Annotated in this window: 28 protein-coding genes and 2 pseudogenes; 22 read left to right on the forward strand and 8 right to left on the reverse strand. The window is 65.3% G+C overall.

Annotation, left to right across the window (positions count from 1 at the left end; translation table 11 throughout):
- The first annotated feature begins 55 nt into the window (after positions 1-55).
- Genes AC1PQG_RS14845 through AC1PQG_RS14865 form a run of 5 tightly spaced genes read left to right on the forward strand, consistent with a single transcriptional unit; the run spans position 56 to position 3751 of the window.
- Positions 56-577 (forward strand): YqgE/AlgH family protein, encoded by a 522-nt coding sequence (locus tag AC1PQG_RS14845; protein WP_481123014.1) that lies wholly within the window; start codon positions 56-58, stop codon positions 575-577.
- Positions 574-1002 carry a Holliday junction resolvase RuvX gene (gene ruvX / locus AC1PQG_RS14850; protein ID WP_481118606.1) on the forward strand — a complete coding sequence of 143 codons (429 nt, stop codon included), beginning with the start codon at positions 574-576 and terminating at the stop codon, positions 1000-1002. The genes AC1PQG_RS14845 and ruvX overlap by 4 nt, the downstream gene beginning before the upstream one ends.
- On the forward strand, positions 989-1489 hold the full coding sequence (gene pyrR, locus AC1PQG_RS14855) for a bifunctional pyr operon transcriptional regulator/uracil phosphoribosyltransferase PyrR (protein WP_481118607.1): 501 nt from the start codon (positions 989-991) through the stop codon (positions 1487-1489). Before ruvX ends, pyrR begins: the two co-directional genes overlap by 14 nt.
- Complete coding sequence (locus AC1PQG_RS14860; protein ID WP_481113644.1) at positions 1482-2441, forward strand: aspartate carbamoyltransferase catalytic subunit; 960 nt, start codon at positions 1482-1484, stop codon at positions 2439-2441. Before pyrR ends, AC1PQG_RS14860 begins: the two co-directional genes overlap by 8 nt.
- A gap of 14 nt (positions 2442-2455) precedes the next feature.
- The gene (locus tag AC1PQG_RS14865) at positions 2456-3751 is read left to right on the forward strand and encodes a dihydroorotase (protein ID WP_481118608.1); all 1296 of its coding nucleotides are present in this window, start codon (positions 2456-2458) and stop codon (positions 3749-3751) included.
- Between the two features lie 78 nt (positions 3752-3829).
- On the opposite strand, the gene AC1PQG_RS14870 is transcribed toward AC1PQG_RS14865, so the two are convergent.
- Together AC1PQG_RS14870 and AC1PQG_RS14875 are read right to left on the reverse strand one after the other, a co-directional pair.
- Complete coding sequence (locus AC1PQG_RS14870; protein WP_481123015.1) at positions 3830-5341, reverse strand: TRAP transporter large permease; 1512 nt, start codon at positions 5339-5341, stop codon at positions 3830-3832.
- Complete coding sequence (locus tag AC1PQG_RS14875) at positions 5338-5928, reverse strand: TRAP transporter small permease subunit (RefSeq protein WP_481118609.1); 591 nt, start codon at positions 5926-5928, stop codon at positions 5338-5340. Before AC1PQG_RS14875 ends, AC1PQG_RS14870 begins: the two co-directional genes overlap by 4 nt.
- Before the next feature lie 204 nt (positions 5929-6132).
- On the opposite strand from AC1PQG_RS14875, the gene AC1PQG_RS14880 reads away from it, so the two are divergent.
- The 9 genes and pseudogenes from AC1PQG_RS14880 to AC1PQG_RS14920 all read left to right on the forward strand — a co-directional run bounded on the left by AC1PQG_RS14880 (position 6133) and on the right by AC1PQG_RS14920 (position 14661).
- A complete protein-coding gene (locus AC1PQG_RS14880) occupies positions 6133-6771 on the forward strand; it encodes a histidine phosphatase family protein (protein ID WP_481118610.1) in 639 nt (212 codons plus the stop codon).
- 103 nt (positions 6772-6874) lie between these two features.
- A pseudogene (locus tag AC1PQG_RS14885) lies at positions 6875-8044 on the forward strand (Cache 3/Cache 2 fusion domain-containing protein); the annotation flags it as partial.
- 105 nt (positions 8045-8149) lie between these two features.
- Positions 8150-8914 (forward strand): methyl-accepting chemotaxis protein, encoded by a 765-nt coding sequence (locus tag AC1PQG_RS14890; protein ID WP_481123016.1) that lies wholly within the window; start codon positions 8150-8152, stop codon positions 8912-8914.
- Positions 8915-9007: 93 nt separating this feature from the next.
- Entirely contained in the window at positions 9008-10258 is a 1251-nt protein-coding gene (gene glyA / locus AC1PQG_RS14895; RefSeq protein ID WP_481118611.1) for a serine hydroxymethyltransferase, read from the forward strand.
- A 32-nt stretch (positions 10259-10290) separates the two neighbouring features.
- Complete coding sequence (gene nrdR, locus AC1PQG_RS14900; protein WP_079435855.1) at positions 10291-10770, forward strand: transcriptional regulator NrdR; 480 nt, start codon at positions 10291-10293, stop codon at positions 10768-10770.
- 13 nt (positions 10771-10783) lie between these two features.
- A complete protein-coding gene (ribD, locus tag AC1PQG_RS14905) occupies positions 10784-11872 on the forward strand; it encodes a bifunctional diaminohydroxyphosphoribosylaminopyrimidine deaminase/5-amino-6-(5-phosphoribosylamino)uracil reductase RibD (protein WP_481118612.1) in 1089 nt (362 codons plus the stop codon).
- A 106-nt stretch (positions 11873-11978) separates the two neighbouring features.
- Positions 11979-12938, forward strand: coding sequence for a YVTN family beta-propeller repeat protein (locus tag AC1PQG_RS14910; protein ID WP_481118613.1), 960 nt, complete (start codon positions 11979-11981; stop codon positions 12936-12938).
- Entirely contained in the window at positions 12938-13684 is a 747-nt protein-coding gene (locus tag AC1PQG_RS14915) for a polysaccharide deacetylase family protein (protein WP_481118614.1), read from the forward strand. Before AC1PQG_RS14910 ends, AC1PQG_RS14915 begins: the two co-directional genes overlap by 1 nt.
- Positions 13684-14661, forward strand: a complete 978-nt coding sequence (locus tag AC1PQG_RS14920) for a sterol desaturase family protein (RefSeq protein WP_481118615.1) — start codon at positions 13684-13686, stop codon at positions 14659-14661. Before AC1PQG_RS14915 ends, AC1PQG_RS14920 begins: the two co-directional genes overlap by 1 nt.
- On the opposite strand, the gene AC1PQG_RS14925 is transcribed toward AC1PQG_RS14920, so the two are convergent.
- Genes AC1PQG_RS14925 through AC1PQG_RS14935 form a run of 3 tightly spaced genes read right to left on the reverse strand, consistent with a single transcriptional unit; the run spans position 14653 to position 17334 of the window.
- Positions 14653-15402: a HesA/MoeB/ThiF family protein gene (locus tag AC1PQG_RS14925; protein WP_481118616.1), complete on the reverse strand. Its 750-nt coding sequence runs from the start codon at positions 15400-15402 to the stop codon at positions 14653-14655. The genes AC1PQG_RS14920 and AC1PQG_RS14925 overlap by 9 nt on opposite strands.
- Before the next feature lie 44 nt (positions 15403-15446).
- Complete coding sequence (locus AC1PQG_RS14930) at positions 15447-15902, reverse strand: hypothetical protein (protein ID WP_481118617.1); 456 nt, start codon at positions 15900-15902, stop codon at positions 15447-15449.
- Positions 15903-15924: 22 nt separating this feature from the next.
- Entirely contained in the window at positions 15925-17334 is a 1410-nt protein-coding gene (locus AC1PQG_RS14935; RefSeq protein ID WP_481118618.1) for a S41 family peptidase, read from the reverse strand.
- Between the two features lie 206 nt (positions 17335-17540).
- Here AC1PQG_RS14935 and AC1PQG_RS14940 point away from each other — a divergent pair, with 206 nt between their 5' ends.
- Genes AC1PQG_RS14940 through AC1PQG_RS14965 form a run of 6 tightly spaced genes read left to right on the forward strand, consistent with a single transcriptional unit; the run spans position 17541 to position 20531 of the window.
- Positions 17541-17861 carry an ArsR/SmtB family transcription factor gene (locus AC1PQG_RS14940; RefSeq protein WP_481113631.1) on the forward strand — a complete coding sequence of 107 codons (321 nt, stop codon included), beginning with the start codon at positions 17541-17543 and terminating at the stop codon, positions 17859-17861.
- A 31-nt stretch (positions 17862-17892) separates the two neighbouring features.
- Positions 17893-18303 (forward strand): rhodanese-like domain-containing protein, encoded by a 411-nt coding sequence (locus tag AC1PQG_RS14945; RefSeq protein ID WP_481118619.1) that lies wholly within the window; start codon positions 17893-17895, stop codon positions 18301-18303.
- Between the two features lie 4 nt (positions 18304-18307).
- Positions 18308-18577, forward strand: coding sequence for a glutaredoxin 3 (gene grxC / locus AC1PQG_RS14950; protein ID WP_481118620.1), 270 nt, complete (start codon positions 18308-18310; stop codon positions 18575-18577).
- A 51-nt stretch (positions 18578-18628) separates the two neighbouring features.
- A complete protein-coding gene (secB, locus tag AC1PQG_RS14955; protein WP_481113628.1) occupies positions 18629-19093 on the forward strand; it encodes a protein-export chaperone SecB in 465 nt (154 codons plus the stop codon).
- Complete coding sequence (locus AC1PQG_RS14960) at positions 19093-19545, forward strand: SH3 domain-containing protein (protein ID WP_481118621.1); 453 nt, start codon at positions 19093-19095, stop codon at positions 19543-19545. The genes secB and AC1PQG_RS14960 overlap by 1 nt, the downstream gene beginning before the upstream one ends.
- Entirely contained in the window at positions 19542-20531 is a 990-nt protein-coding gene (locus AC1PQG_RS14965) for an NAD(P)H-dependent glycerol-3-phosphate dehydrogenase (RefSeq protein WP_481123017.1), read from the forward strand. Before AC1PQG_RS14960 ends, AC1PQG_RS14965 begins: the two co-directional genes overlap by 4 nt.
- 21 nt (positions 20532-20552) lie before the next feature.
- Here AC1PQG_RS14965 and AC1PQG_RS14970 read toward each other — a convergent pair whose 3' ends face one another.
- From AC1PQG_RS14970 to AC1PQG_RS14980, 3 genes and pseudogenes are all read right to left on the reverse strand, one after another.
- Positions 20553-21017 carry a tRNA (cytidine(34)-2'-O)-methyltransferase gene (locus tag AC1PQG_RS14970; protein ID WP_481118622.1) on the reverse strand — a complete coding sequence of 155 codons (465 nt, stop codon included), beginning with the start codon at positions 21015-21017 and terminating at the stop codon, positions 20553-20555.
- Between the two features lie 33 nt (positions 21018-21050).
- The gene (locus AC1PQG_RS14975) at positions 21051-21527 is read right to left on the reverse strand and encodes a ComF family protein (protein ID WP_481123018.1); all 477 of its coding nucleotides are present in this window, start codon (positions 21525-21527) and stop codon (positions 21051-21053) included.
- Between the two features lie 39 nt (positions 21528-21566).
- Positions 21567-21749, reverse strand: a pseudogene (locus AC1PQG_RS14980) (double zinc ribbon domain-containing protein); the annotation flags it as partial.
- A 77-nt stretch (positions 21750-21826) separates the two neighbouring features.
- On the opposite strand from AC1PQG_RS14980, the gene bioB reads away from it, so the two are divergent.
- The gene (gene bioB / locus AC1PQG_RS14985; protein ID WP_481118623.1) at positions 21827-22822 is read left to right on the forward strand and encodes a biotin synthase BioB; all 996 of its coding nucleotides are present in this window, start codon (positions 21827-21829) and stop codon (positions 22820-22822) included.
- 14 nt (positions 22823-22836) lie between these two features.
- Complete coding sequence (locus AC1PQG_RS14990; RefSeq protein ID WP_481118624.1) at positions 22837-23721, forward strand: methyltransferase domain-containing protein; 885 nt, start codon at positions 22837-22839, stop codon at positions 23719-23721.
- Position 23722 lies beyond the last annotated feature (1 nt).

The raw sequence follows: 23722 nt of genomic DNA on the forward strand, positions 1-23722 counted from the left end.
AAATACGCCCGTGACTACGACGACCATCAACCTCACCGATCATTTCCTGATCGCCATGCCTGCCATGGCCGATCCGAACTTCACGCGCACGCTCACCTACATCGCCGAGCATAACGAGAACGGCGCGATGGGCGTCATCGTCAACCGGCCAACCGACATGCGCCTGTCCACGCTGTTCGAACGCATCGACATCCCGTTCGAGCAGCCGGACTTTGCCGATCTGCCGGTCTATTTCGGCGGCCCCGTGCAGTCCGACCGCGGCTTCGTGCTGCACCGTCCGGCCGGCAAATGGCACTCGACGCTCAAGGTCAGTGACGACATCGGCCTTACCAGCTCCCGCGACGTGCTGCAGTCCCTGGCTGCCGATGGCGAGCCCGCCGAAGTGCTGGTCGCCCTCGGCTACGCCGGCTGGTCCGCCGGCCAGCTTGAGCACGAACTGACGCAAAACGCCTGGCTCACCGTGCCGGCCGACCTGAGCATCGTCTTCGACCTGCCCCCCGAGGAACGCCTGGCCGCCGCCATGCAGCTGCTCGGCATCGATTTCGCCCAACTGTCCGACACCGCCGGTCACGCGTGAGTACTGTCCTCTGCTTTGATTTCGGCCTCGCGCGCATCGGGGTGGCAGTGGGAGAGACGGAAACCAGCCACGCCCACCCGCTCACCGCGATTGCCGAGGAAGCCAACGCAGCCCGCTTTGCCGCCATCGAAAAACTGCTGGCCGAGTGGAAACCCGCGTCCCTGGTGGTCGGCCTGCCGACCCATCTGGACGGCTCCGAGCACGCCATGACGGCCCGCTGCCGCCGTTTCGCCAACCAGCTCCACGGCCGTTACGGCCTGCCCGTGGCCTTGGTGGACGAACGCCTGTCCTCCGCCGAAGCGGAAGAGCTCCTTTCCGAAGCCGGTCACCATGGCTGGCGCAAGCAAAAGCCGCGACTGGATTCCGCAGCCGCCCAGATCATCCTGCTCCAGTACTTCGAAAGTGCCAAACATGCAGCTTCCTGAAGCCGAACAGCTCATCGGCGCGCTGGCCGAATTGATGCGCCCCCATGTTTCCCCCGACACCTGCCTGGTCGGCATCCACACCGGTGGCGTGTGGCTGGCCGAGCGCCTGCACGCACTGCTGGGCCTGTCGCAACCGCTGGGCAGCATCGACGTGAGCTTCTACCGGGACGACTACTCCGCCAAGGGACTGCACCCTCAGCCCCAGGGCTCCAAGATCCCCTTTGACGTGGAAGGCACCCACATCGTCATCGTCGATGACGTGCTGTACACCGGCCGCACCACCCGCGCGGCCCTCAACGAACTCTTCGACTACGGCCGCCCGTCCCACGTGGACCTGGCCGTGCTCGTCGATCGCGGCGGACGCGAGCTGCCCATCGCCGCGAGCTTTTGTGCCCTGACCCTGCCGGAACCCCTGCCGGCCGGGCAAAACCTCCAACTTGAGCGCGACGACTCCGGCGCCCTCACCCTGAGGCTGATCCATGCGTAATCCCCAACTAAACAAGCACGGCGAGCTGCAGCACCTGCTGACCCTCGACGGCCTGCCCCGCGGCATCATCACCCAGATCCTGGATACCGCAGCCCCGTTCACCGAGGTGGCCGAGCGCGAGGTCAAGAAACTCCCGCTGCTGCGCGGCAAGAGCGTCTTCAACCTGTTCTTCGAGAACAGCACGCGCACCCGCACCACCTTCGAGATCGCCGCCAAGCGCCTGTCCGCCGACGTCATCAACCTCAACGTGTCCACCTCGTCCACGAAAAAGGGCGAGACCCTGCTCGACACCGTGGACAATCTCTGTGCGATGCAGGCCGACATGTTCGTGGTGCGCCACGAATCCAGCGGCGCGCCCTACCTGATCGCCCAGCACCTGGAGAACACCGGCCGCGACCACATCCACGTGGTCAATGCCGGCGACGGCCGCCACGCGCACCCGACCCAGGGCCTGCTGGACATGTACACGATCCGGCACTACAAGAAGGAATTCCACAACCTCACCGTCGCCATCGTCGGCGACGTGTTGCACTCCCGCGTCGCCCGCTCCCAGATCGCCGCGCTGACCACCCTCGGCGTGCCCGAAGTGCGCGTCATCGGCCCCAAGACCCTGCTCCCGACCGATGTCGAGAAGATGGGCGTGCGCGTCTGCCACAGCATGGAAGAAGGCCTCAAGGGCGTGGACGTGGTGATGATGCTGCGCCTGCAGAACGAACGCATGAACGGCGCGCTGCTGCCCAGCCCGCAGGAATTCTTCAAGGTCTGGGGCCTCACCGCCGAGAAGCTGGCGCTGGCCAAGCCCGACGCCATCGTGATGCACCCGGGCCCGATGAACCGTGGCGTCGAGATCGACTCCGCCGTTGCCGACGGCGGACAGGCCGTGATCCTGCCTCAGGTCACCTTCGGCATCGCGGTCCGCATGGCCGTGATGAGCATGCTCGGCAGCCACTGAATCGGATTCGCACGATGACCATCCACATCAAGAATGGCCGCCTGATCGATCCGGCCAACAAGATCGACGCCCTCCAGGACCTCTTCATCGCCGACGGCAAGATCGTCGGCGTCGGCACCGCGCCTGAAGGTTTCACCGCCGCCCGCACCATCGACGCCACCGGCTACGTGGTTGCTCCCGGCCTCATCGACCTGGCTGCCCGGCTGCGTGAGCCCGGCTTCGAATACAAGGCCACGCTGGAATCCGAAATGGACGCCGCGATGGCCGGCGGGATCACCAGTCTGGCCATCCCGCCCGACACCGACCCGGTGCTGGACGAACCCGGCCTCGTCGAGATGCTGTGCTACCGCGCCAAGAAGCTCAACCGCGCCCACGTGTACCCGGTCGGCGCGCTGACCATCGGCCTCAAGGGCGAACAGCTGTCCGAGATGGCCGAGCTGGTGGAAGCCGGCTGCGTGGCCTTCAGCCAGGCCAACGTGCCCATCCTCGACACCCGCGTGCTGGGCCGTGCCATGCAGTACGCCGCCACCTTCGGCTTCCGCGTGTGGCTGCAGCCGATGGACCCCTACCTGTCGAAGGGCGGCGTCGCCCACGACGGCGAGGTCGCGTCCCGCCTGGGCCTGCCCGGCATCCCGGCCAGCGCCGAGATCGTCGCGCTGTACACCTACCTGCGCCTGGCCCGCCAGACCGGCGCCCGCCTGCACATCACCCGCGTGTCCTGTGCCAAGAGCCTCGACCTGATCGAGAAGGCCCGCACCGACGGCGTGGACGTCACCTGCGACGTGGCCGCCCACCACCTGCACCTGAGCGACCTGGACATCGGCTACTTCAACCCGCACTGCCACGTGGTGCCGCCGTTCCGCGGCCAGCGCGACCGCCTCGCACTGTCCAAGGCGCTGGCCGACGGTCGCATCAACGCGATCTGCTCGGACCACACCCCGGTGGACGACGACGCCAAGCAGGCGCCATTCAGCGAATCCGAGCCCGGCACCACCGGCCTCGAACTGCTGCTGCCGCTGACCCTCAAGTGGGCTCAGGAGCATCAATTGCCGCTGATCGACGCCGTTGCCCGCATCACCTCGGAAGCCGCCAAGATCGCGGGCATCGCCAAGGGCGGCCACCTGTCGGTCGGCGCCCGTGCCGACGTGTGCATCTTCGACGCCGACGCCCACCAGCTGATCACCCGCAGCATGCTCAAGAGCCAGGGCAAGAACACCCCCTTCCTCGGCCTAGAGCTGCCTGGCAAGGTGCGCTATACCTTCGTCGAAGGCACGCTGATGTACGACGCCAGTCAATACGGCAAGAACTGAGGCGGGTCGGAAACGACACAGCCACGGAAACAGCGGCGCCTGCGGGCGCCGCTGTCGCTTCCGGCGGCCGCCCATCCCCTACTTCAGTTCGCCGCGCAAAGCCTTCTCAACCGCCCGCACGGCGTCCTGATCATCCGCCGGCACCGGAATCCCGCCCGCCGCCTCGACTGGCGCCTCGTCGAACTGCACCGGTTCGTCGCCTGGCATGCCGTCGGTCGGCACGATGATCTCGATCCGGTCGATATCGACCTTGTCGTGTTTCTCCAGACCCATCGTCACCAACTGCGGAAACAGGATGACCAGCGCCACCATAAGGATCTGGATCAGCACGAAGGGCACCGCCCCCCAGTAGATGTGCGCAGTCTTGATCGACGGTGGCGCGACGGAACGCAGGAAGAACAGCGCAAAGCCGAAAGGTGGGTGCATGAATGAAGTCTGCATGTTCACGCCCAGAAGTACGCCAAACCAGATCAGGTCGATGCCAAGCTTCTCCGCCACCGGCGCCAGCAGCGGCACGACGATGAAGGACAGCTCGAAGAAATCCAGGAAGAAGGCCAGGAAGAAGATCAGCAGGTTCACCGCGATCAGGAAGCCGACCTGCCCGCCCGGCAGCGCAGTGAGCAGGTGCTCGACCCACAGGTGGCCCTCCACGCCGTAGAAGGTCAGCGAGAACACCCGTGCGCCCACCAGGATGAAGACCACGAAGGTGGTCAGCTTGGCCGTGCTCTCCATGGCCTGGCGCAACAACGGCAATGCGAGACGGCGCCGCAGCACGGCCAGCACCAGCGCCCCGAAGGCCCCCATCGCGCCGCCCTCCGTCGGCGTTGCAATGCCGAGGAAGATCGTGCCGAGCACCAGGAAGATCAGCAGCAGGGGCGGCACCAGCGTGGTCAACACCCGCAGCAGCAAGCGCCTGCCGTGCAGGGTGCGTGCCGCCGCCGGCAGAGCCGGCGCGTGGCCGGGTCGGACAATTGCCACCAGCGCCACGTAGGCCGCATAGAAGGCAGTCAGCAGCAGGCCCGGAATCAGGGCGCCCTGGTACATGTCGCCGACCGGGCGACCAAGCTGGTCGGCCATCACAATCAGCACCAGGGACGGCGGGATGATCTGCGCCAGCGTACCTGAGGCCGCGATCACCCCGGACGCAAGGCGCTCATCGTAGCCGTAGCGCATCATGATCGGCAGGGAGATCAGCCCCATCGAGATCACCGAGGCCGCCACCACGCCGGTCGTCGCGGCGAGGATCGCACCGACGAAGATCACCGCAAAGGCCAGGCCTCCGCGTACCGGCCCGAACAGCTGGCCGATGGTGTCGAGCAGGTCCTCGGCCATGCCCGAACGCTCGAGGATCAGCCCCATGAAGGTGAAGAACGGGATCGCCAGCAGGGTATCGTTGGACATCACCCCGAAGATCCGGTCCGGCAACGCCTGGAACAGGGACGGCGTGAGCAGTCCCAGCTCGATCCCGAGCAGGCCGAAAACGATGCCGTTGGCCGCCAGCGCGAAGGCCACCGGGTAACCGAACAGCAGGAACAGGATCAATGCCCCGAACATCAAGGGCGCCATGTTGGCAGCGATGAATGCCATCAGGTCCGCCCCCCGCGCTCAGCCTCGATGGCCTGCGCCAGTTCGCTTTCGGGCGTGGCCGCTGGTGACTTGGCGTTCGGATCACCTATCAGCCCTTGCAGAAAGGCCACCCGCTTGATGAGCTCGGAGACACCCTGCAGCACCAGCAGCGCAAAGCCCGCCGGCACCAGCGCCCGTACCGGCCACACCGGCAGCCCGCCGGCGTTCGACGACTGCTCGCCGACCCGATAGGACTCGACGAAGATCGGCCACGACAGGTAGAGCACCGCCACGGCCATCGGCGCCATGAAGAACAGCGTGCCGACGATGTCGATCCATGCCTGCGCCCGCGGCGAAAACCGCCCTGCCACCACATCGATGCGCACATGCTCGTTCTTCAGCAGCGTGTAGCCCCCGCACAGCAGGAAGACCGCCGAGAACAGATACCACTGGATCTCCAGCAGCCCGTTGGAACTGAAATTGAACAGGTAGCGCACGAAGGCGTTGCCGGCGCTGATGAGGGTGACGACCAGCACCAGCCAGGTCGCCGCCTTGCCGACACGCTCCGTGAGTGCATCGATGAGGCGTGAAATCTTGAGCAGGGCGTGCACGTCCCGCGTCTCCTTTAACGTATGGAAGGCACGCCCCGCAGGGCGCAGCCCATGTTCTTTGGCTCCGGATTATCGGCGAGATTGGCCCTGCGCTCACGCGCCGGCAACACGCTGCCCCTATCCCGACCGGCGAGTGTGCGGCGCAGCACCCCTCCGCTACGTGAGATACTCGGGTTTCCGTTCACCCTCTCCTGCACCGCAGCAATGTCTACACGTATCTGCCTGGTTCGCCACGGCGAGACGCCCTGGAACACCGAGCGTCGTCTTCAAGGCCACATCGACATCCCCCTCAACGATCACGGCCTGGTCCAGGCCAAAGCTACCGCCGCCAGTCTGGCCGGCGAGCGCTTCGACGCCGCCTACAGCTCCGACCTGACCCGCGCCCGCCAGACCGCCGAGGCCGTCACCACCCGCAACGGCCTCGACCTGACCCTCGATGCCGGACTGCGCGAGCGCCACTACGGCGTCTTCCAGGCCCTGACCTACGACGAAGCCCGCGCACAATTTCCGGCCGAATACCACCGCTTCGAGACCCGCGATCCGGACTTCGCCTTCCCCGAGGGCGGCGAGAGCTTGCGCGAGTTCGCGCGGCGTATCCACGACAGGCTGAACGCCATCGCCGACGCCCACCGCGGCGGCACGGTGCTGGTCGTCACCCACGGCGGCGTGCTCGACATCGCCCACCGCCTGGCCGCCGGCAAGCCGCTGGAAACCCCTCGGGACTTCACCATCCCCAATGCCGCCCTCAACTGGATCGGCCACGACGGCAACAGCTGGTCGCTGATCTCCTGGGGCGAACAACGCCACCTGGACAGCGCGCTGGACGAGCTCAACAACGCCTGATTAGCACTTCATCATCGGGAAACCCTAAAGTTTCCCCGGACTTCGCCGATGCCCCGGACGAGCACGCAGCCCGTCCGGGGCGCGAACCGGCAGGAGTCCCTTCATGCTTAAATTCAACCGCCAGTCCCTCGTCCATCAGTTGTCCCTCTCCGCGGCACTGGTCGGCCTGGTCATATTCGGCGCACTGATCGGGTTCACGACCTATTTCGCCGAGAACGCCGCGCTGGCCAAGACCGAGGATGAACTCACCCACCAGGTGACGGGTATCGTCCGCATGCTCGAACTGAGCCATGACAACGCGATCGCCCATGCCGGCCGGGGCGCCAGTCGCCTCAAGGCAGCCCTTGGTACGCTGCGCATCGGCCCGGAGACGGTAAAGGCCGGCAGCTACGACGTGCCCGTTGTCCACGCCGGCGAGCGCACACTCAACGGCAACACCGCGCTGCTGGAATCCTTGCGCCAGCAGATCGATGCCGATCCCGCGCTGATGCTGCGCTCCGGCGACGACTTCGTGCGCGCAGCCACGCTTCTCAAGAACAAGGATGGCAGCAGTGCCGAGGGCAGCACCCTGCCCCGCAACAGCAAGGAGAGCGCAGCCCTGCTGGCGGGCAAAGGCTATGCTGGTGTCGTCAAGCGCAGCGGCAAGTACTACATCTCGGCCATAGAGCCGCTGACCGACGGCGCCGGCAGGGTCGTTGGCGCCCTGTCCACCCGCGTGGACATCAGCGGTGACATGCAACGCCTCTTCAAGGCCCTCGCCGAGGTCAAGTCCGGCAGCAGCGGCTACGCTTACGTGCTGGCCCCCGCCGAGGACACGACCAAGAGCGAGCTGGTCTATCACCCCAGCTTCGGCGGCCGGCAGATCGGCGAGATCAACAACCCGGCCCTGACCCGCATCGTCGACGAGCAGATCCGCCGCAAGCAGGGCGCGATGACCTACAAGTGGTCGCGCACGCCGGGCGGTCCCGAGACCGATCCCAAGATGGTGGTCTTCGAAACGGCGCCGTCCTGGGGCTGGATCGTGGCTACCGGCAGCTTCATCGACGAATTCACCATCGAAGCCCGCCGCCTGCGCAACACCCTGATCGCACTGTGCATCGGCGGCGCCCTGCTGCTGGCGGTGGTGCTGTATTTCATCACCCGCAACCGCCTCGCCCCCATCCACCAGGTGCTCGAAGCGACCCGACGCATCGGCCACGGCGACCTGACCGTACGCTTGCCCCACGCCCCCGCCGACAGCCGCAACGAACTGGACCTGATCGCCCACTCCCTGGACACCACCACGCGCCAGATCGGCACACTGATCGGCGACGTGATGCGCACCGGCAATGCCGTCCGCGACGCAGCCCGCGCCGTGCGCCAGGGCTCGGATGAGGTAGTGAACAGCACTGCAGCCCAGAGCGAAGCCGCAGCAGGCCTCGCCACGGCCATCGAGGAGCTCGCCGTCAGCGTCACCCACGTTTCCGACAGCGCCGCCGTCGCCCGCGACATGACCCAGCAGGCCCAGGTCCACGCAGATGAAGGAAGCAGCCGGGTGCGCAGCGTCATCGACGGCATGGGGCGGATCGCCGGCGAAATCGACGAGGCGGCCGTGGCGGTCCGACAACTTTCCGAGCGCTCGGCGCAGATCTCCAACATCGGCAAGCTGATCAACGAGATCGCCGAGCAGACCAACCTGCTCGCCCTCAACGCCGCCATCGAAGCCGCACGCGCCGGCGAGAGCGGCCGCGGCTTCGCGGTGGTGGCCGACGAGGTGCGCAAGCTGGCCGAGCGCACCGCCAACTCGACCCGCGAGATCTCGGTGACGGTGACCGAGGTGCAGAACGAAGCGCAGCGCGTCGTCACGATGATCCAGGGCGTCACAGCCGGCGTGCGCGACGGCGTCGGCCTCGCCACCGAATCGGGCGACATGCTCGAAACCATCCGCAGCGAGAGCGTGCGCACTACCGCCGCAGTCAACGACATCGCCGACACCACGCGCGCCCAGAGCACATCCAGCCAGGACGTGGCCCAAGGTGTCGAACGCATCGCGCAGATGGCGGCGCAGAACAACCAGATCACCCGCCGCACCCACGAACAGACGACGACCCTCGAACAGCTGGTCGCCGACCTCGAAACCAAGGTCGGCCACTTCCGCGTCTGAGGCCTTTCATCGCTTTTACGAGCACGGCAGCTTTCGGCAAGCCCGAGGTGCCGTGTTAAACTCCGTTTTTGACTCAAGTCCACCTGGATCGCCATGTTTTCCAAGCAAAATACCCTCGCCAAGGTCGACCCCGAACTCTGGCAGGCCATTGAGGCCGAAAACCGCCGTCAGGAAGATCACATCGAACTGATCGCTTCCGAGAACTACGTCAGTGCAGCTGTCATGGAAGCCCAGGGCTCCCAGCTCACCAACAAGTACGCGGAAGGTTATCCGGGCAAGCGTTACTACGGTGGCTGTGAGCACGTGGACGTGGCCGAGCAGCTGGCCATCGACCGTCTGAAGGCCCTGTTCGGCGCCGAAGCCGCCAACGTCCAGCCAAACTCCGGCTCCCAGGCCAACCAAGCCGTCCTGATGGCCTTCGCCAAGCCCGGCGACACCATCATGGGCATGAGCCTCGCCGAAGGCGGCCACCTGACCCACGGCATGCCGCTGAACATGTCCGGCAAGTGGTTCAACGTCGTGGCCTACGGTCTCAACGAGAAGGAAGAGATCGACTACGACAAGATGGAAGCGCTGGCTCGCGAGCATAAGCCACGCATCATCATCGCCGGCGCCTCCGCCTACGCGCTGCGCATCGACTTCGAGCGCTTCGCCAAGATTGCCAAGGAAATCGGTGCCATCTTCTGGGTGGACATGGCCCACTACGCCGGCCTGATCGCCGCCGGCTACTACCCGAACCCGGTCCCCCACGCCGACGTGGTCACCTCCACCACCCACAAGACCCTCCGCGGCCCCCGCGGCGGCATCATCCTGATGAAGGCCGAGCACGAGAAGGCGATCAATTCCGCCATCTTCCCGGGCCTGCAGGGTGGTCCGCTGATGCACGTCATCGCCGCCAAGGCTGTTGCCTTCAAGGAAGCCGCCAGCCCCGAGTTCAAGCAGTACCAGGAACAGGTCATCGCCAACGCCCGCGTGATGGCCCGCGTCCTCGGTGAAGAGCGCGGCCTGCGCATCATCTCCGGTCGTACCGAAAGCCACGTTTTCCTGGTGGATCTTCAGTCGAAGAACATCACCGGCAAGGAAGCCGAAGCCGTCCTCGGCAGCGCCCACATCACTGTCAACAAGAACTCGATCCCCAACGATCCGCAGAAGCCCTTCGTCACCTCCGGCATCCGTATCGGCTCGCCGGCCATGACCACCCGCGGCTTCACCGAGATCGAAGCCGAGCGCATCGCCCACCTGATTGCCGACGTGCTCGACAATCCGAAGGACGAAGCCACCATCGAGAACGTGCGCGCCAAGGTTTCCGAACTGTGCCGCAAGTTCCCGGTATACGGCGCCTAAGCTGCACCAGCGACAGGGACGCGCATTAGCCCATGCATTGCCCCTTCTGCGGCGCCGACAATACGCAGGTCACCGACACCCGTGAAAACGAGGACGGTGACACCGTACGGCGCCGCCGTCGCTGCCTGTCCTGCGACAAACGCTTCACCACCTACGAGCGCATCGACCTCAAGATGCCGCAGGTGGTCAAGAAGAACGGCAGTCGTGCCGACTTCAATCGCGACAAGCTCCTCGGCAGCCTGAAGCTGGCGCTGCGCAAGCGCCCCGTCACCGCCGAAAACGTCGAAGCCGCCGTCGACCGTATCGAGGCCAAGCTCCTCTCATCCGGCGAGCGCGAGATTGCCTCCGAACGCATCGGCGAGCTGGTGATGCGCGAGCTCAAGAAGCTCGACAAGGTCGCCTACATCCGCTTCGCATCGGTCTATCGCGCCTTTGCCGACGTGGACGAATTCTCGGAAGTCATCCGCGAAGTCACCTCCCGGCCCCGCGGCCGCCCCCCCAAGGTTTCCTGAAGGTTTCACCGCCATGAGCGCCACCGCCGACGACTACCGGTGGATGGCCCGCGCTCTCGAACTGGCTGAGCGCGGACTGTTCACGACCACCCCGAATCCCCGCGTCGGCTGCGTCATCGTGCGTGACGGCGCCATCGTCGGCGAAGGCTGGCACGTGCGCGCCGGCGAGCCCCATGCGGAAGTACACGCCCTCGCGATGGCCGGCGAACAGGCTCGCGGCGCTACCGCCTACGTAACGCTGGAACCCTGCTCCCACCATGGCCGCACGCCGCCCTGCGCCGATGCGCTGATCAAGGTCGGAGTGGCCCGGGTCGTCGCGGCAATGGAAGATCCAAATCCTCTGGTCGCCGGGCGCGGCCTGGCCCGCCTGCGCGACGCCGGCATCGCCACCATCGCTGGCGTGCAGGAGAACGAAGCCCGCGAACTCAACATCGGCTTCATCTCGCGCATGACCCGCGGCCGCCCGTGGCTGCGTCTGAAGGCGGCTGCCACGCTGGACGGCAAGACCGCCCTGAACAATGGCGTCTCCCAATGGATCACCGGCGACGACGCCCGCCGCGATGCGCATCGCTGGCGCGCCCGCTCCTGCGCGGTGCTCACCGGCATCGGCACCGTCCGCGACGACGATCCGCAACTCAACGTCCGCGCGGTCCCCACCGAGCGCCAGCCGCTGCGCATCGTCGTGGACGCGCGCCTGGAAACGCCGCTCGATGCCAAGATCCTCGACGGCGGCCGGGTGCTGGTGGCCGGCGCCGTCGAGGACACCGAGCGCATCGCCGCGCTGCAACACCGCGGCGCTGACGTACTGATCCTGCCGAACAACGGCGGCAAGGTGGATCTGCCGGCCCTGATGACCGAACTCGGTCGGCGCGGCATCAACGAAGTGCTGGCCGAAAGCGGCTTCAAGCTCAACGGCTCCCTGCTGAGGGAAGGCTGTGTGGACGAGCTGATCCTCTATCTCGCACCCTCCCTTGCCGGCGACGATGCCCGCGGCCTGTTCAACCTGCCAACGCTGAGCAGTCTTGCCGACAAGCGGGAACTCGCCTTCCTCGACGTCCGTCAGGTCGGCCGCGATTTGCGGATCGTCGCCCGTCCCGTCTGAACGGACGCCACGCCGACGCAAAATTCATCACACCGACACTCGTCGGCGCAGTCAACGTGCGAGCATTCGGGCCGTTAACTCCCTATATCCGCAACACGACCGCTCCATGAAGCCTGCACGCCTGATCGGCTCAGTCATTCTCGCCTGCCTCGCGGCGTCCTCCCGGGCTGAGACGGCCCTCGTCCTGAACTCGGGGGACGAGAACATCAGCCTCATCGACACGGCCAGCTACAAGGAAACCGGTCGCGCACCGGCCTGCAAGGAGCCCCACCACCTGATGGCGACACCGGACGACAGCTCGGTGATCGTCGCCTGTGCGATTTCCAACGAACTGGTCTTCTTCGACCCGCGCACGGGCCAGGAGCAGAAACGCGTCAAGAACATCTCCGACCCCTACCAGCTCGGCTTCTCGCCGGACAAGAAGTGGTTCGTCGCCAACTCCCTGCGCCTGGATCGGGTCGATCTCTACAAGGCCGCCGACTTTTCCCTGGTTGCCCGTGTCCCCGCCGCCAAGACACCTTCGCATATGGCCTTCGACAAGGCCAGCCAGTACGTTTTCGTCACGCTGCAGGAATCCGACGAGATTCTCGCCATCGACCTCAAGACGCAGCAGCCGGTCTGGAAAATGAGCGTCGGCCCGACCCCCGCTGGCATTTACATGACGCCCGACGACAAGTACCTGCTGGTGGCGATCATGGGCGCCGATTACGTGGAGGTGATCGACTGGCGAGCGCGCAAGTCCGTCAAGAAGATAACCACAGACAAAGCCGCCCACAACTTTCTGGCCCGCGGTGACGGGCGCCACGTCTTCGTATCGAACCGCAGCATGAAGGGCAGCATTTCCCTGGTGGACACGCAGACCCTCAGCGAGGTCGAACAATACGACGTTCCCGGCGGCCCCGACGACATGGAGATCCGCGCCGACGGCAAGGAACTGTGGGCCACGGCACGCTTCGCCCGCAAGGTACAGGTCCTGGATCTGCAGCAGAAGGCGGTGTCGCGCTCCATCCCCGTCGGGCGTTCGCCCCACGGCGTGTTCTTCCTCAAGCACGCGGCGAGGCGGTGATGCATATCCGGCGCCGACTGCTGGCCTTGGCGCTCATCGTTGCGCCCTTGGCGGCTCACACAGCCGCCGCCGGAGAAGCGTCCTGCAAGGGCACGGTCTACCTCACGCTCGACACCGGCAACATGCGCTACGCGGAACCGATTGCCGAGATCCTGCAGAAGCACCACATCAAGGCGACCTTCTTCGTTGCCCAGGAAAAGACCAACCGCGGCGACATGGCCCTTGACCCGTCCTGGGCCCCGTACTGGAGGGCCCGCGTGGCGGAAGGGCACGCCTTCGGCAGCCACACCTGGCGCCACGGTGCGTTCCGCAAGGATCTCGACGACGGCCGGGTGGTTTACCAGTTGATGGACGGACAGCGCGAGAAGCTCGATACCGCGCAGATCTGCGCGGAAATAAAGCAGCCTGACAAGCGCTTCGCCGAACTCACCGGACGTCACCTCGACCCGATCTGGCGCGCCCCCGGCGGCCACACGACGCCTCTCACGCTGAAAGCGGCCAGGCAATGCGGCTACCGGCATGTGGGCTGGTCGGCAGCCGGCTTCCTCGGTGACGAACTGCCGTCCGGCGCTTACCCCAACGAGGTCCTGCTCAAACGGGCGCTCGCCAACATCAGGGACGGGGATGTCCTGCTCGCCCACCTGGGTATCTGGTCGCGCAAGGATCCCTTTGCGCCAATGCTGGATCCGTTGATCGCCGGACTCAAGGCCCGTGGCTTCTGCTTCGCTACCGTGAGCGTGCCGTGATGGACTGGCTGGTAGACCTTTTCGTCAGCGCCCAAGGTTGGATTTTCGACACCTTGGTACAACCGCTGCTGTTCGCCGCCGGCATGGCGAGCTACACGGAAATGGGCTTCGATGGCGTCGAATTCGTCCTTCTCGGCACCATCGAGCTCAGCGCGGCCTTTGTACTGCTGCGTCCGCTGGAAGCCCTGTGGCCGGCCGAGAAATGGGCCGAGCGCAGTGCCGTTCGCGTGGACGTGCTCTACTCCCTCCTCAACCGCTTGGGCGTCGTACCGCTCGCGGTGTTCATCCTGCTGGCGCCGGGGTTCGGCGAACTGGAAGGCTGGCTGCGCTTCCATAATGTCATTCCGCATCAGCTGGAAGACTGGCTGCCTGCCCTCGACTACCACCCGCTGGCCAGCTTCCTGATCTACCTGGTGATTCTCGACTTCGCCGAATACTGGCGCCACCGCCTGTCACACACCTTCCGCTGGTGGTGGGCTCTGCACGGCATCCACCATTCCCAGCGGCAGATGTCCTTCTGGACGGACTCCCGCAATCACCTGCTCGATGACCTGATCGCCGGCGTCTGGTTCGCCTGCCTGTCCCTGCTGATCGGCGTTCCGCCGGGCCACTTCCTCGGCCTGCTGATCGCCTTGCGGCTGGTTGAGAATCTGTCCCACACCAACACCCGCCTCCGCTTCGGGCGCGTGGGCGAAAGACTGATCGTCGGGCCGCTCTACCACCGCTGGCACCACGCGCTGGACCTGCCTGCCGACCCACGTTTCCGCTACGGCTGCAACTTCGCGATCCTGCTGCCGGTGTGGGACATGCTGTTCGGCACCCTCTACCTGCAGGACGACATCCCGCCGACCGGCATCCATGAAAAGACGCCATCCGAAATCGCGGCCCGCAACGATTTCTGGCAACAGCAGAAATTGGGCCTGAAGCAGTTCGTCAAAGCCCTCTTCAAGCGGAACGACACGCAGCGTTCAGCGTGACGCACACACCGCGCAAGCCGGATCGCGGCCCAACCGGATCGTCCGCCAGTCCATCGCCAGCGCGTCGAGCAGCAGCAGACGGCCCGTCAGGGTTTCGCCGCAGCCCACCAGCAGCTTGAGCGCCTCCGCCGCCTGCACCGCACCGACGATACCGGTGATCGGCGCGAACACGCCCATCACCGCACAGCGCACCTCCTCCACGTCCTCCCCTTCCGGAAAGAGGCAGTGGTAGCAGGGGCTGTCGTCGGCACGCAGATCAAACACCGACACCTGCCCATCGAAGCGCACCGCCGCACCAGACACCAGCGGCTTGCGGAGAGCCACACAGGCCCGGTTGATGGCATGGCGGGTCGCAAAATTGTCGGAGCAATCAAGCACCAGATCGGCCGCAGCAATCTCGGCTTCCAGTTCCGCTCCGTCGAGCCTCCGGCCGATGGGCAGGACGCGGACCTCCGGATTCAGGCGCGCCAGCGTATCTCGGCCCGACTCCACCTTGAGACGCCCGACCCCTTCCTGGCTGTGCAAGATCTGGCGCTGCAGGTTGGTCAGATCGACCGTATCGCCATCCGCCAGCACCAGCGTTCCAATACCCGCGGCCGCCAGGTACATGGCGGCCGGCGAGCCTAACCCGCCAGCTCCGACAACCAGCACGCGGGCGGCAACGATGGCATCCTGCCCTTCGATGCCGATCTGGGGGAGCAGGATATGGCGCGAATAGCGCAGCAGCTGTTCGTCGTTCATGACTGAATGGGATAGAAGAGATCGTCCGGGCAAGCAGCCCGGAATTATTTGAAATCGCGAAGATCAGGCGGCGTGTCGTCGTGGTCGCCATGCGGATGGGCCGCGTAGGCATGGATGTAAACCTCGTGGGACTGCTTGATCAGCCGTTCCGGAGAGCGCAGGTTATGCACCTGGGTCTCCTCCACGTAGTAGATCAGCGCCCGGTGCAGGCGGACCAGTAATGGACGATCGAGATGGAAGCCGGCATCCGACAACGCATTCTCGAGACGCTCGAGGGTGTAGTCGAGCACGTTGTAATGCACGACCAGCGACAGCACATCACGCCCCGCTTCGACCTTCACTCCCGCTAGTACTTCGAGCGACCGTCGCGCCTGTTCTACCTGACCAGGTGGGAGATCCTTGAAACGGATCTCCCGGCATTTTGCGAGGCCGGTGGCGGCGTAATACGCCGGACTGCCATGCTTCCGGCCAGCCAACTTGTAGGCAGTCTCACGTCGCATGATCGAACCTCCGGCACGATGGTCACTTGCCGCTATTCTGGAGGATCTGCAGTCCCTTGAGCAAATTCACTGCCTGAGCCAGCTGATAGTCGTCCTTGCCGGCGATCTCGAACGGCGGCTTCAGTTCGTCGTCATCCTTCGACTTGTCCTTGTCACGCCCCTTGGCTGGCACATCCTTCTTTGGCGCTACCGGTGCATCCATCTTGACGACTTCCGGCTCCTTGCCATTGGAAAGATGGCGCTCCAGATCGGCCTCCCGCAGATGATCACGGGACGAACCATTCGGCGTTTCTTCCACGACGATGTCCGGCGAAATCCCCTTGGCCTGGATCGAGCGGCCGCTCGGCGTGAAATAGCGCGCCGTGGTCAGCTTGATGGCCGCATTGTTGTTGAGCGGCAGGATGGTCTGAACCGAACCCTTGCCGAAGCTCTGGGTACCCATCACCACGGCACGCTTGTGGTCCTGCAGCGCACCGGCCACGATTTCCGATGCCGACGCAGAGCCGCCGTTGACCAGCACCACCATCGGCACCGTCTTGATGGAGGCCGGCACGTTCTTGATGTAGTCGTCGCGGGAGCCACGCAGGTAATCGTCCGGCATCGCCAGATACTTGCGCTTGGCGTCGTCGGTACGGCCATCGGTGGATACCACCACAGCCTGCGGCGGGAGGAAGGCTGCCGATACACCGATGGCGCTGTTCAGCAACCCGCCCGGATCGTTGCGCAGATCGAGAACCAGGCCCTTCAGGCTGCTCTGCTTCACCAGCCGGTCAAGATGCTGGACCAGGGATGCCGCCGTCTGTTCCTGGAACTGGACAACACGCACATAGCCGTAGCCCGGCTCCACCAGCTTGGACTTGACGCTCTGGACCTTGATGACTTCCCGCGTCAACGTAACGACGATGGGCTTCGGCTCACCCTTGCGGGCGATGGTCAGGACGATATTGGTCTTCGGCTTGCCACGCATGCGCTTGACCGCTTCGTTGAGCGACAAACCTTTCACCGACGTATCGTCGAGCTTGATGATCAGGTCACCGGCCTTGATACCGGCCCGGAATGCCGGCGTATCCTCGATCGGCGAGATCACCTTGACGAAACCGTCCTCCGAACCGACCTCGATGCCGAGACCGCCGAATTCGCCTTGCGTACCGACCTGCAGATCCTTGAAGGCTTCTGCGTCCAGGTAAGCCGAATGGGGATCGAGATTGGATAGCATTCCACTGATCGCATAGGTGATCAGCTTCTTGTCCTCGACCGGCTCAACGTAACCCTGCTTGATGGCGTTGAAGACATCCGCCAGATTGCGCAACTCCTCGACCGGCAGCGGCGCGAGAGCCGTCTTGTCCGCATTTGCCGAGAAATTGAGGCTGATGAGAATCCCGGCACACAGCCCCGTGAATACCAGGCCGGCTTGCTGCAGTTTGCTGCGCATAAAGTCTCCGTCAGGCGCGGGGCTATCCCCGTTCAAACGCCATCCACTCCCGCGAACGGGTTGTTCTGCGTATCGAGATGAGTATAAACCGGAAAGGTTCCCCGCCAGCGCACGCCGCCCTGCAGGGTCTCGATTCCCAGGCACCCGCACTGAGATGCGAAAAAATGCTATTTTATAATATTAGGTGTTTAAAAAACTTCGACTTCGTGAACGCCAGGACCATCGACCTCATCGCCAAACAGGAACACATCGAAACGGCCGCCCGTGCCCTCAAGGCGATCTCCCACCCCTTGCGCCTCAAGATTCTTTGCGTGATCGGAGGCGAAGAGGTCTGTGTGCAGGACATCGTCGAAGCCGTCGGCACCTCCCAGAGCAACATCTCCCAGCATCTCGCCATCCTCAGGGACAAGGACGTGCTGCTCACCCGCAAGGACGCCAACCGCGTTTACTACCGGGTCGGCGACCCCCGCACCTTGCAGCTGATCGCGATGATGCGCGAAGTCTTCTGCGGCGAAGACGCCGAATAAACTGCCCCATTCATCCCAACCGGAGCTTTCTGTGGAATTCCTCCAGCACAACTGGTACTGGGCTGCGCTGGCCGCCGTCAGCGGCAGCCTTCTTCTCGCCACATCCCTGCGCGGTGGCCGCGGCGGCATTTCGCCCGCCCAGGCCACCCAGCTGATCAACCGCGAAGATGCCATCGTGATCGACGTCCGCGAAGCGTCCGAATACGCCGGCGGCCATCTGCTCAATGCGCGCCACATTCCCCTCGGCGAGTTGCCCAATCGCTTGGCCGAGCTCGAAAAATTCAAAGACAAGCCTGTTATCCTCAACTGCCAGACCGGCGGCCGTTCCTCGTCAGCCTGCGATGTCCTGCGCAAGGCGGGCTTCACCCAGGTGCATAATCTTGAAGGCGGCATTGCCGCATGGACCGAAGCCGGCATGCCGATCAGCAAAAAGAAGAAGTGACGCCATGCAACCGAAAATCCTGATGTATGCCACCGCGGTGTGCCCCTACTGCGTCCGCGCCGAAGGCCTGCTGCGCCGCAAGGGCGTGACCGACATCGAGAAGGTCCGCATCGACCTCGACCCCGTCCGCCGCGACGAGATGATGGAGCGCACCGGCCAGCGAACCGTGCCGCAGATCTATATCGGCGATTACCACGTGGGCGGCTGTGACGATCTGTTCGCCCTCGACCACCAAGGCAAGCTCGACCCGCTGCTGCGCGGCGAGCCCAGCTGAACCACGCAACCATCATCCGTTCAACCCATTTCACAACCGGAAAAAGTCAACATGGCCGACACCACGCAAGACCCCGTCTTCTCCATTGAAAAGCTCTACGTCAAGGATCTGTCCCTGGAAGTGCCGAACGCACCGCAGATCTTCCTCGAGCGTGAAAACCCCCAGATCAACGTCCAGCTGCGCACCGAAAGCAATGCCGTGGACGAAGGCATCTTCGAAGTCGCACTGACCGTTACCGTCACCGCCCAGCTGCCCGGCGACAAGACCGTGTTCCTGGTTGAAGTGGCCCAGGCCGGCATCTTCCAGATCCGCAACGTGCCGGCGGAAGACCTCGAGCCCATCATGATGATCGGCTGCGCCAACATCCTCTTCCCGTACGCCCGCGAAGCGGTGTCCGACGCCGTGTCCCGCGCCGGCTTCCAGCCCGTGATCCTGGCTCCGGTGAACTTCGAGGCCCTGTTCCAGCAGAACCGCGAAGCCGCCCAGCAATCCGGCACCGACGTTCCCATCCAGTAATGATGCTGCGGCGCCCCATCACCGCGGCGCTGCTCGGCCTGCCCCTCGCCCTCGCGGCGGCGCAGGCCGGCGCCTCGGACTTCCGCTCCCTCGCCGAACCGGCCATCCTCTACGATGCGCCGTCGAAGCAGGGCAAGCCCATGTTCGTCATCCAGCGCTACACCCCGGTCGAAGCCGTCGTCAATATCGATCGCTGGGTCAAGGTGCGCGAACCAGCCGGCAGCATGCTGTGGCTGGAACGCCGCCAGCTATCCGAAAAACGCACCGTCATCGTCACCGCCGCCCGCGCGGACATCCGGCAGAAGCCTGATGGCGCCGCGCCGCTGGCCTTCGAAGCCGTCAAGGACGTGGTCCTCGAGCTGGCCGACAAACCGGCCGACGGCTGGGTCAAGGTCAAGCACCGGGACGGTACCGTCGGTTTCATCCGCGCCAATCAAGTCTGGGGACTCTGAGCGCCATGCGCATTGCCGTCTTCGGGGCCGGCGCCTGGGGCACCGCCCTGGCCCTCGCCTTCTCCCGCAACCACGACGTCGTCCTGTGGAGCCGCGAATCCGTCGAGATCGCCGCCATGCGCAGCGACGGCGAGAACCGCCGCTACCTGCCAGGCATTCCGCTGCCAGGCAATCTGCGCGTATCCGATGATCTGCAGAGCGCAGCTCAAGCCGACCTGCACCTGGTGGTCACCCCCCTCGCCGGCCTGCGCTCCACGGCCCGCGCGCTGCAGACCGCGGCCCCCGGCACGCCGCTGCTGTGGGCCTGCAAGGGCCTGGAGGCGGGCACCGCCAAGCTGCCGCACCAGATCGTCGCCGAAGAGCTGGGGGCCAATGCCGCCTGCGGCGTACTCACCGGCCCAAGCTTCGCCGCTGAAGTGGCCCAGGGCCTGCCCGCCGCCGTCACCATCGCGGCCAGCGACATCGAATTCGCCCGCCAGTGGGTCCACGCGCTGCACGACAACCGCCTGCGCCTGTACGCCAACGACGATGTCGTCGGCGCCGAAGTGGGTGGCGCGGTCAAGAACGTGATGGCCATCGCCGCCGGTGTGGCCGACGGCATGGGCTTCGGTCTCAACGCACGGGCGGCCCTGATCACCCGTGGCCTGGCCGAGATCACCCGTCTGGGCATCGCCCTCGGCGGCCGCCGCGATACCTTCATGGGCCTCGCCGGGCTCGGCGACTTGGTGCTCACCTGTACCGGCGACCTGTCGCGCAACCGCCGCGTCGGCCTGCTGTTGGCGGAGGGCAAGAGCCTGCCGGACATCCTGGCAGCGCTCGGACACGTGGCGGAAGGCGTCAGCACGACCCGCGAAGTTGCCGCGCTGTCCGAACGCGTGGGTGTGGACATGCCGATCACCAGCGCGGTCGATCAGGTCCTGCGCGGCACGCTGTCGGCACGGGACGCAGTGGAGCAGTTGCTCGCCCGCGACCCCAAGCAGGAATAACCTGTGGCAATGCCGGCGCGCTCAGGCGCCGCCGGCAAATCCCGTCTGGCGCCACGCCTCATAGACCACCACGGCCGCCGCATTGGAGAGATTCAGGCTGCGGTTACCGGGACGCATCGGAATGCGCAGACGGCGGTCATCGGCAAACTCCGCATGCAGCTCCGGCGGCAAGCCGCGGGACTCCGAACCGAAGACGAACACATCCTCCGCCTCGAAGGGCACGTCCGCATAGTTGCGGCCACCATGGGAGGTCAGCGCAAAGAAGCGCCGCCCCGCCAGTGCGGCCTTGCAGGCCGGCCAATCCTCGTGGACGGTCACCACCGCCATGTCCCGATAATCGAGACCGGCGCGAATCAGCTGCTTCTCTTCGAGCGTAAAGCCAAGCGGTTTGACGAGGTGCAGACGGGCGCCGGAATTGGCGCACATGCGCATGATGTTGCCGGTATTCGGAGGAATCTCCGGCTGATGGAGGACGACGTGGAACATGGGCGCGGATTGTGCCCGCCCGGCGCGGACCGATCAACCCGGCGGCGGCGTACGCGCCAGCACCCGGTTCTCCACGCTGAGCGCGCCGACGCCTTTCAAGGTCCGCGCCAGCTCGGCCAGCGTCGCGCCAGTGGTCATCACGTCGTCCACTACCACCACGCGCAGCCCTTCGACCCGGGTCGTCACGCGGAACGCGCCACGCACGTTGGCCGCCCTGTCCTTCCACGGCAAACCAGCCTGCGGCACGGTATTCACGTCCCGTTCGATGCCATCGCAAACAAAGGGAATGTCCCATCGCCGCGCAAGCGCACGGCCGAGTTCGGCCGCCTGGTTGAATCCCCGGCTGTGCAGGCGGGACACATGCAGTGGCAGCGGCACGACCAGGTCCGCCTCAGGAACCCCGGCGGCGGCCATCCGGTCCACGAATAGTCGCGTGACCGCCAGGCGGTGGCCATACTTCAGCGCGTGCACTAGGCGATCCACCGGAAAGCCGTAATCGAGGGCCGCCACGGTCCGCTCGAAGGGAGGCTGCTCGCGCAGACAACTTCCGCAGGTCAGCCCGTCCGGAACCGGCAAGGCGCAACACGGGCAGCGGGCAAGGTCCGCGCCGGGCAACCCGGCTGCGCAAACCGGGCACAACGCCTCGCTACCGCTCGGCGCGCCACAGGCGAAGCATTGCTGCGGGAAAAGGATGTTCGCCCCGGCCTCCAGCCAGGCCCGCCATCCAAGCACTTGATTTGACAAGTCCTGACCCCTTCGGGGAAACTAAAAGGCTTCGTAATTTTGAATTACAGCCAAAAAAAGGGTGCATGACAATGACCGCCACCGTCGCCCACGCAGAGAGCGCTCCTTCCAACGCCACCACGCCCGCGCGCAAGCGCTGGAGCGTCGCCGAGGTCGAGGCCCTGTTCGCCCTGCCCTTCAATGACCTGGTCTTCCGCGCCCAGCAGGTGCACCGGGAGAATTTCGAGCCCAACGCCGTCCAGCGCTCCACGCTGCTGTCGATTAAGACCGGCGGCTGCTCCGAGGACTGCGGCTACTGCTCCCAGTCGTCCCGCTACGACACCGGCCTCGAGAAGGAATCCCTGCTGCCACTGGGCGAAGTGCTCGAGAACGCCCGCGCCGCCAAGGCCAAGGGCGCGTCCCGCTTCTGCATGGGCGCCGCCTGGCGTGGCCCGAAGGAAAAGGACCTCGCCCCGGTGCTCGACATGGTCCGTGAAGTGAAAAAGCTGGGCCTCGAAACCTGCGTCACTCTCGGCATGCTGAAGGACGGCCAGGCCGAGCAATTGAAGGACGCTGGCCTCGACTACTACAACCACAACATCGACACCTCGCCGGAATTCTACGGCCAGATCATCACCACCCACACGCTGCAGGATCGCCTCGATACCCTCGACAAGGTGCGCGACGCCGGCATCAACGTGTGCTGCGGCGGCATTGTCGGCCTCGGCGAAACCAAGAAGAGCCGCGCTGCGCTGATCGCCGAACTGGCCAACATGAACCCGCCGCCGGACTCCGTGCCCATCAACAACCTGGTGCAGGTGGAAGGCACGCCGCTCGGCAACAACGAAGCCATCGATCCCTTCGACTTCGTGCGCATGATCGCCGCCGCGCGCATCACCATGCCCAAGAGCTACGTGCGCCTGTCCGCCGGCCGCCAGGAGCTCGGCGACGCAGTGCAGGCCCTGTGCTTCATGGCCGGCGCCAACTCGATCTTCTACGGCGAACGCCTGCTGACCACCGACAACCCGGACGCCGACGCTGACGACAAGCTGTTCGCCCGTCTCGGCCTCACGTCCTTCTGAGCGACCGCCCATCCATGACCATGCCGGACTTCCAGCTCGACCCGCGCCTCGTGCGGCGCCGGGCCGAGCGGGCGGCTGCCGGCTATGCCAGTGTCGACACCCTAGCCCGGGAAATCTCCCGGCGCATGGCCGAGCGCCTCGACTACATCCGCATTGAGCCGAAGCGCGTCCTCGACCTGGGCTGCGGCCCGGGCGCTGACCTGCCGGGCTTCGCCACGCGCTATCCCGACATCCCGCGCGTCGCGGTGGATGTTTCACCGGCGATGCTCGCCCAGGCCCGCGGCGAGCGGGGCCTGCTCAAGCGCATCATGCGTTTCGGCAAGCCAACCGATCCCGACTTCGTCTGCGCTGACGCCACGGCACTTCCGCTGGCCCGCGGCAGCGTTTCGTTGGCCTGGTCCAACCTGATGCTGCAGTGGCTGCACGATCCGCTGCCAGCCCTGAAGGAAATCCATCGAGTGCTCGAGGTCGGCGGCATGCTGATGTTCGCCACCCTAGGCCCGGACACCCTGAAAGAACTGCGCGCTGCCCTGCCGCCGTCGGATGCAGAGCACCTGCACCGCTTCATCGACATGCACGACCTGGGCGACGCTCTCGTCGGCGCGGGTTTCTCCGATCCGGTGATGGATATGGAGATGCTCACCGTCACCTATACCAAACTGGACGATCTGTTTCGCGATCTTCGTGCCAGCGGCTCCAACAACGCCGCGCTCACCCGGCCGCACGGGCTGGTCGGCAAGCGCCACTGGGAAACCCTGCGCGCCAACTACGAAAATCTGCGCCGGGACGGCCGCCTGCCCGCCACCGTCGAAGTCGTCTACGGCCACGCCTGGAAGGCGGCCCCAAAGGTCGCAGACGACGGCCGCGCCATCATCCGTTTCGAGCGCAAATCCGCGTGAA

This window comes from Zoogloea sp. GDB6 (assembly GCF_056724105.1).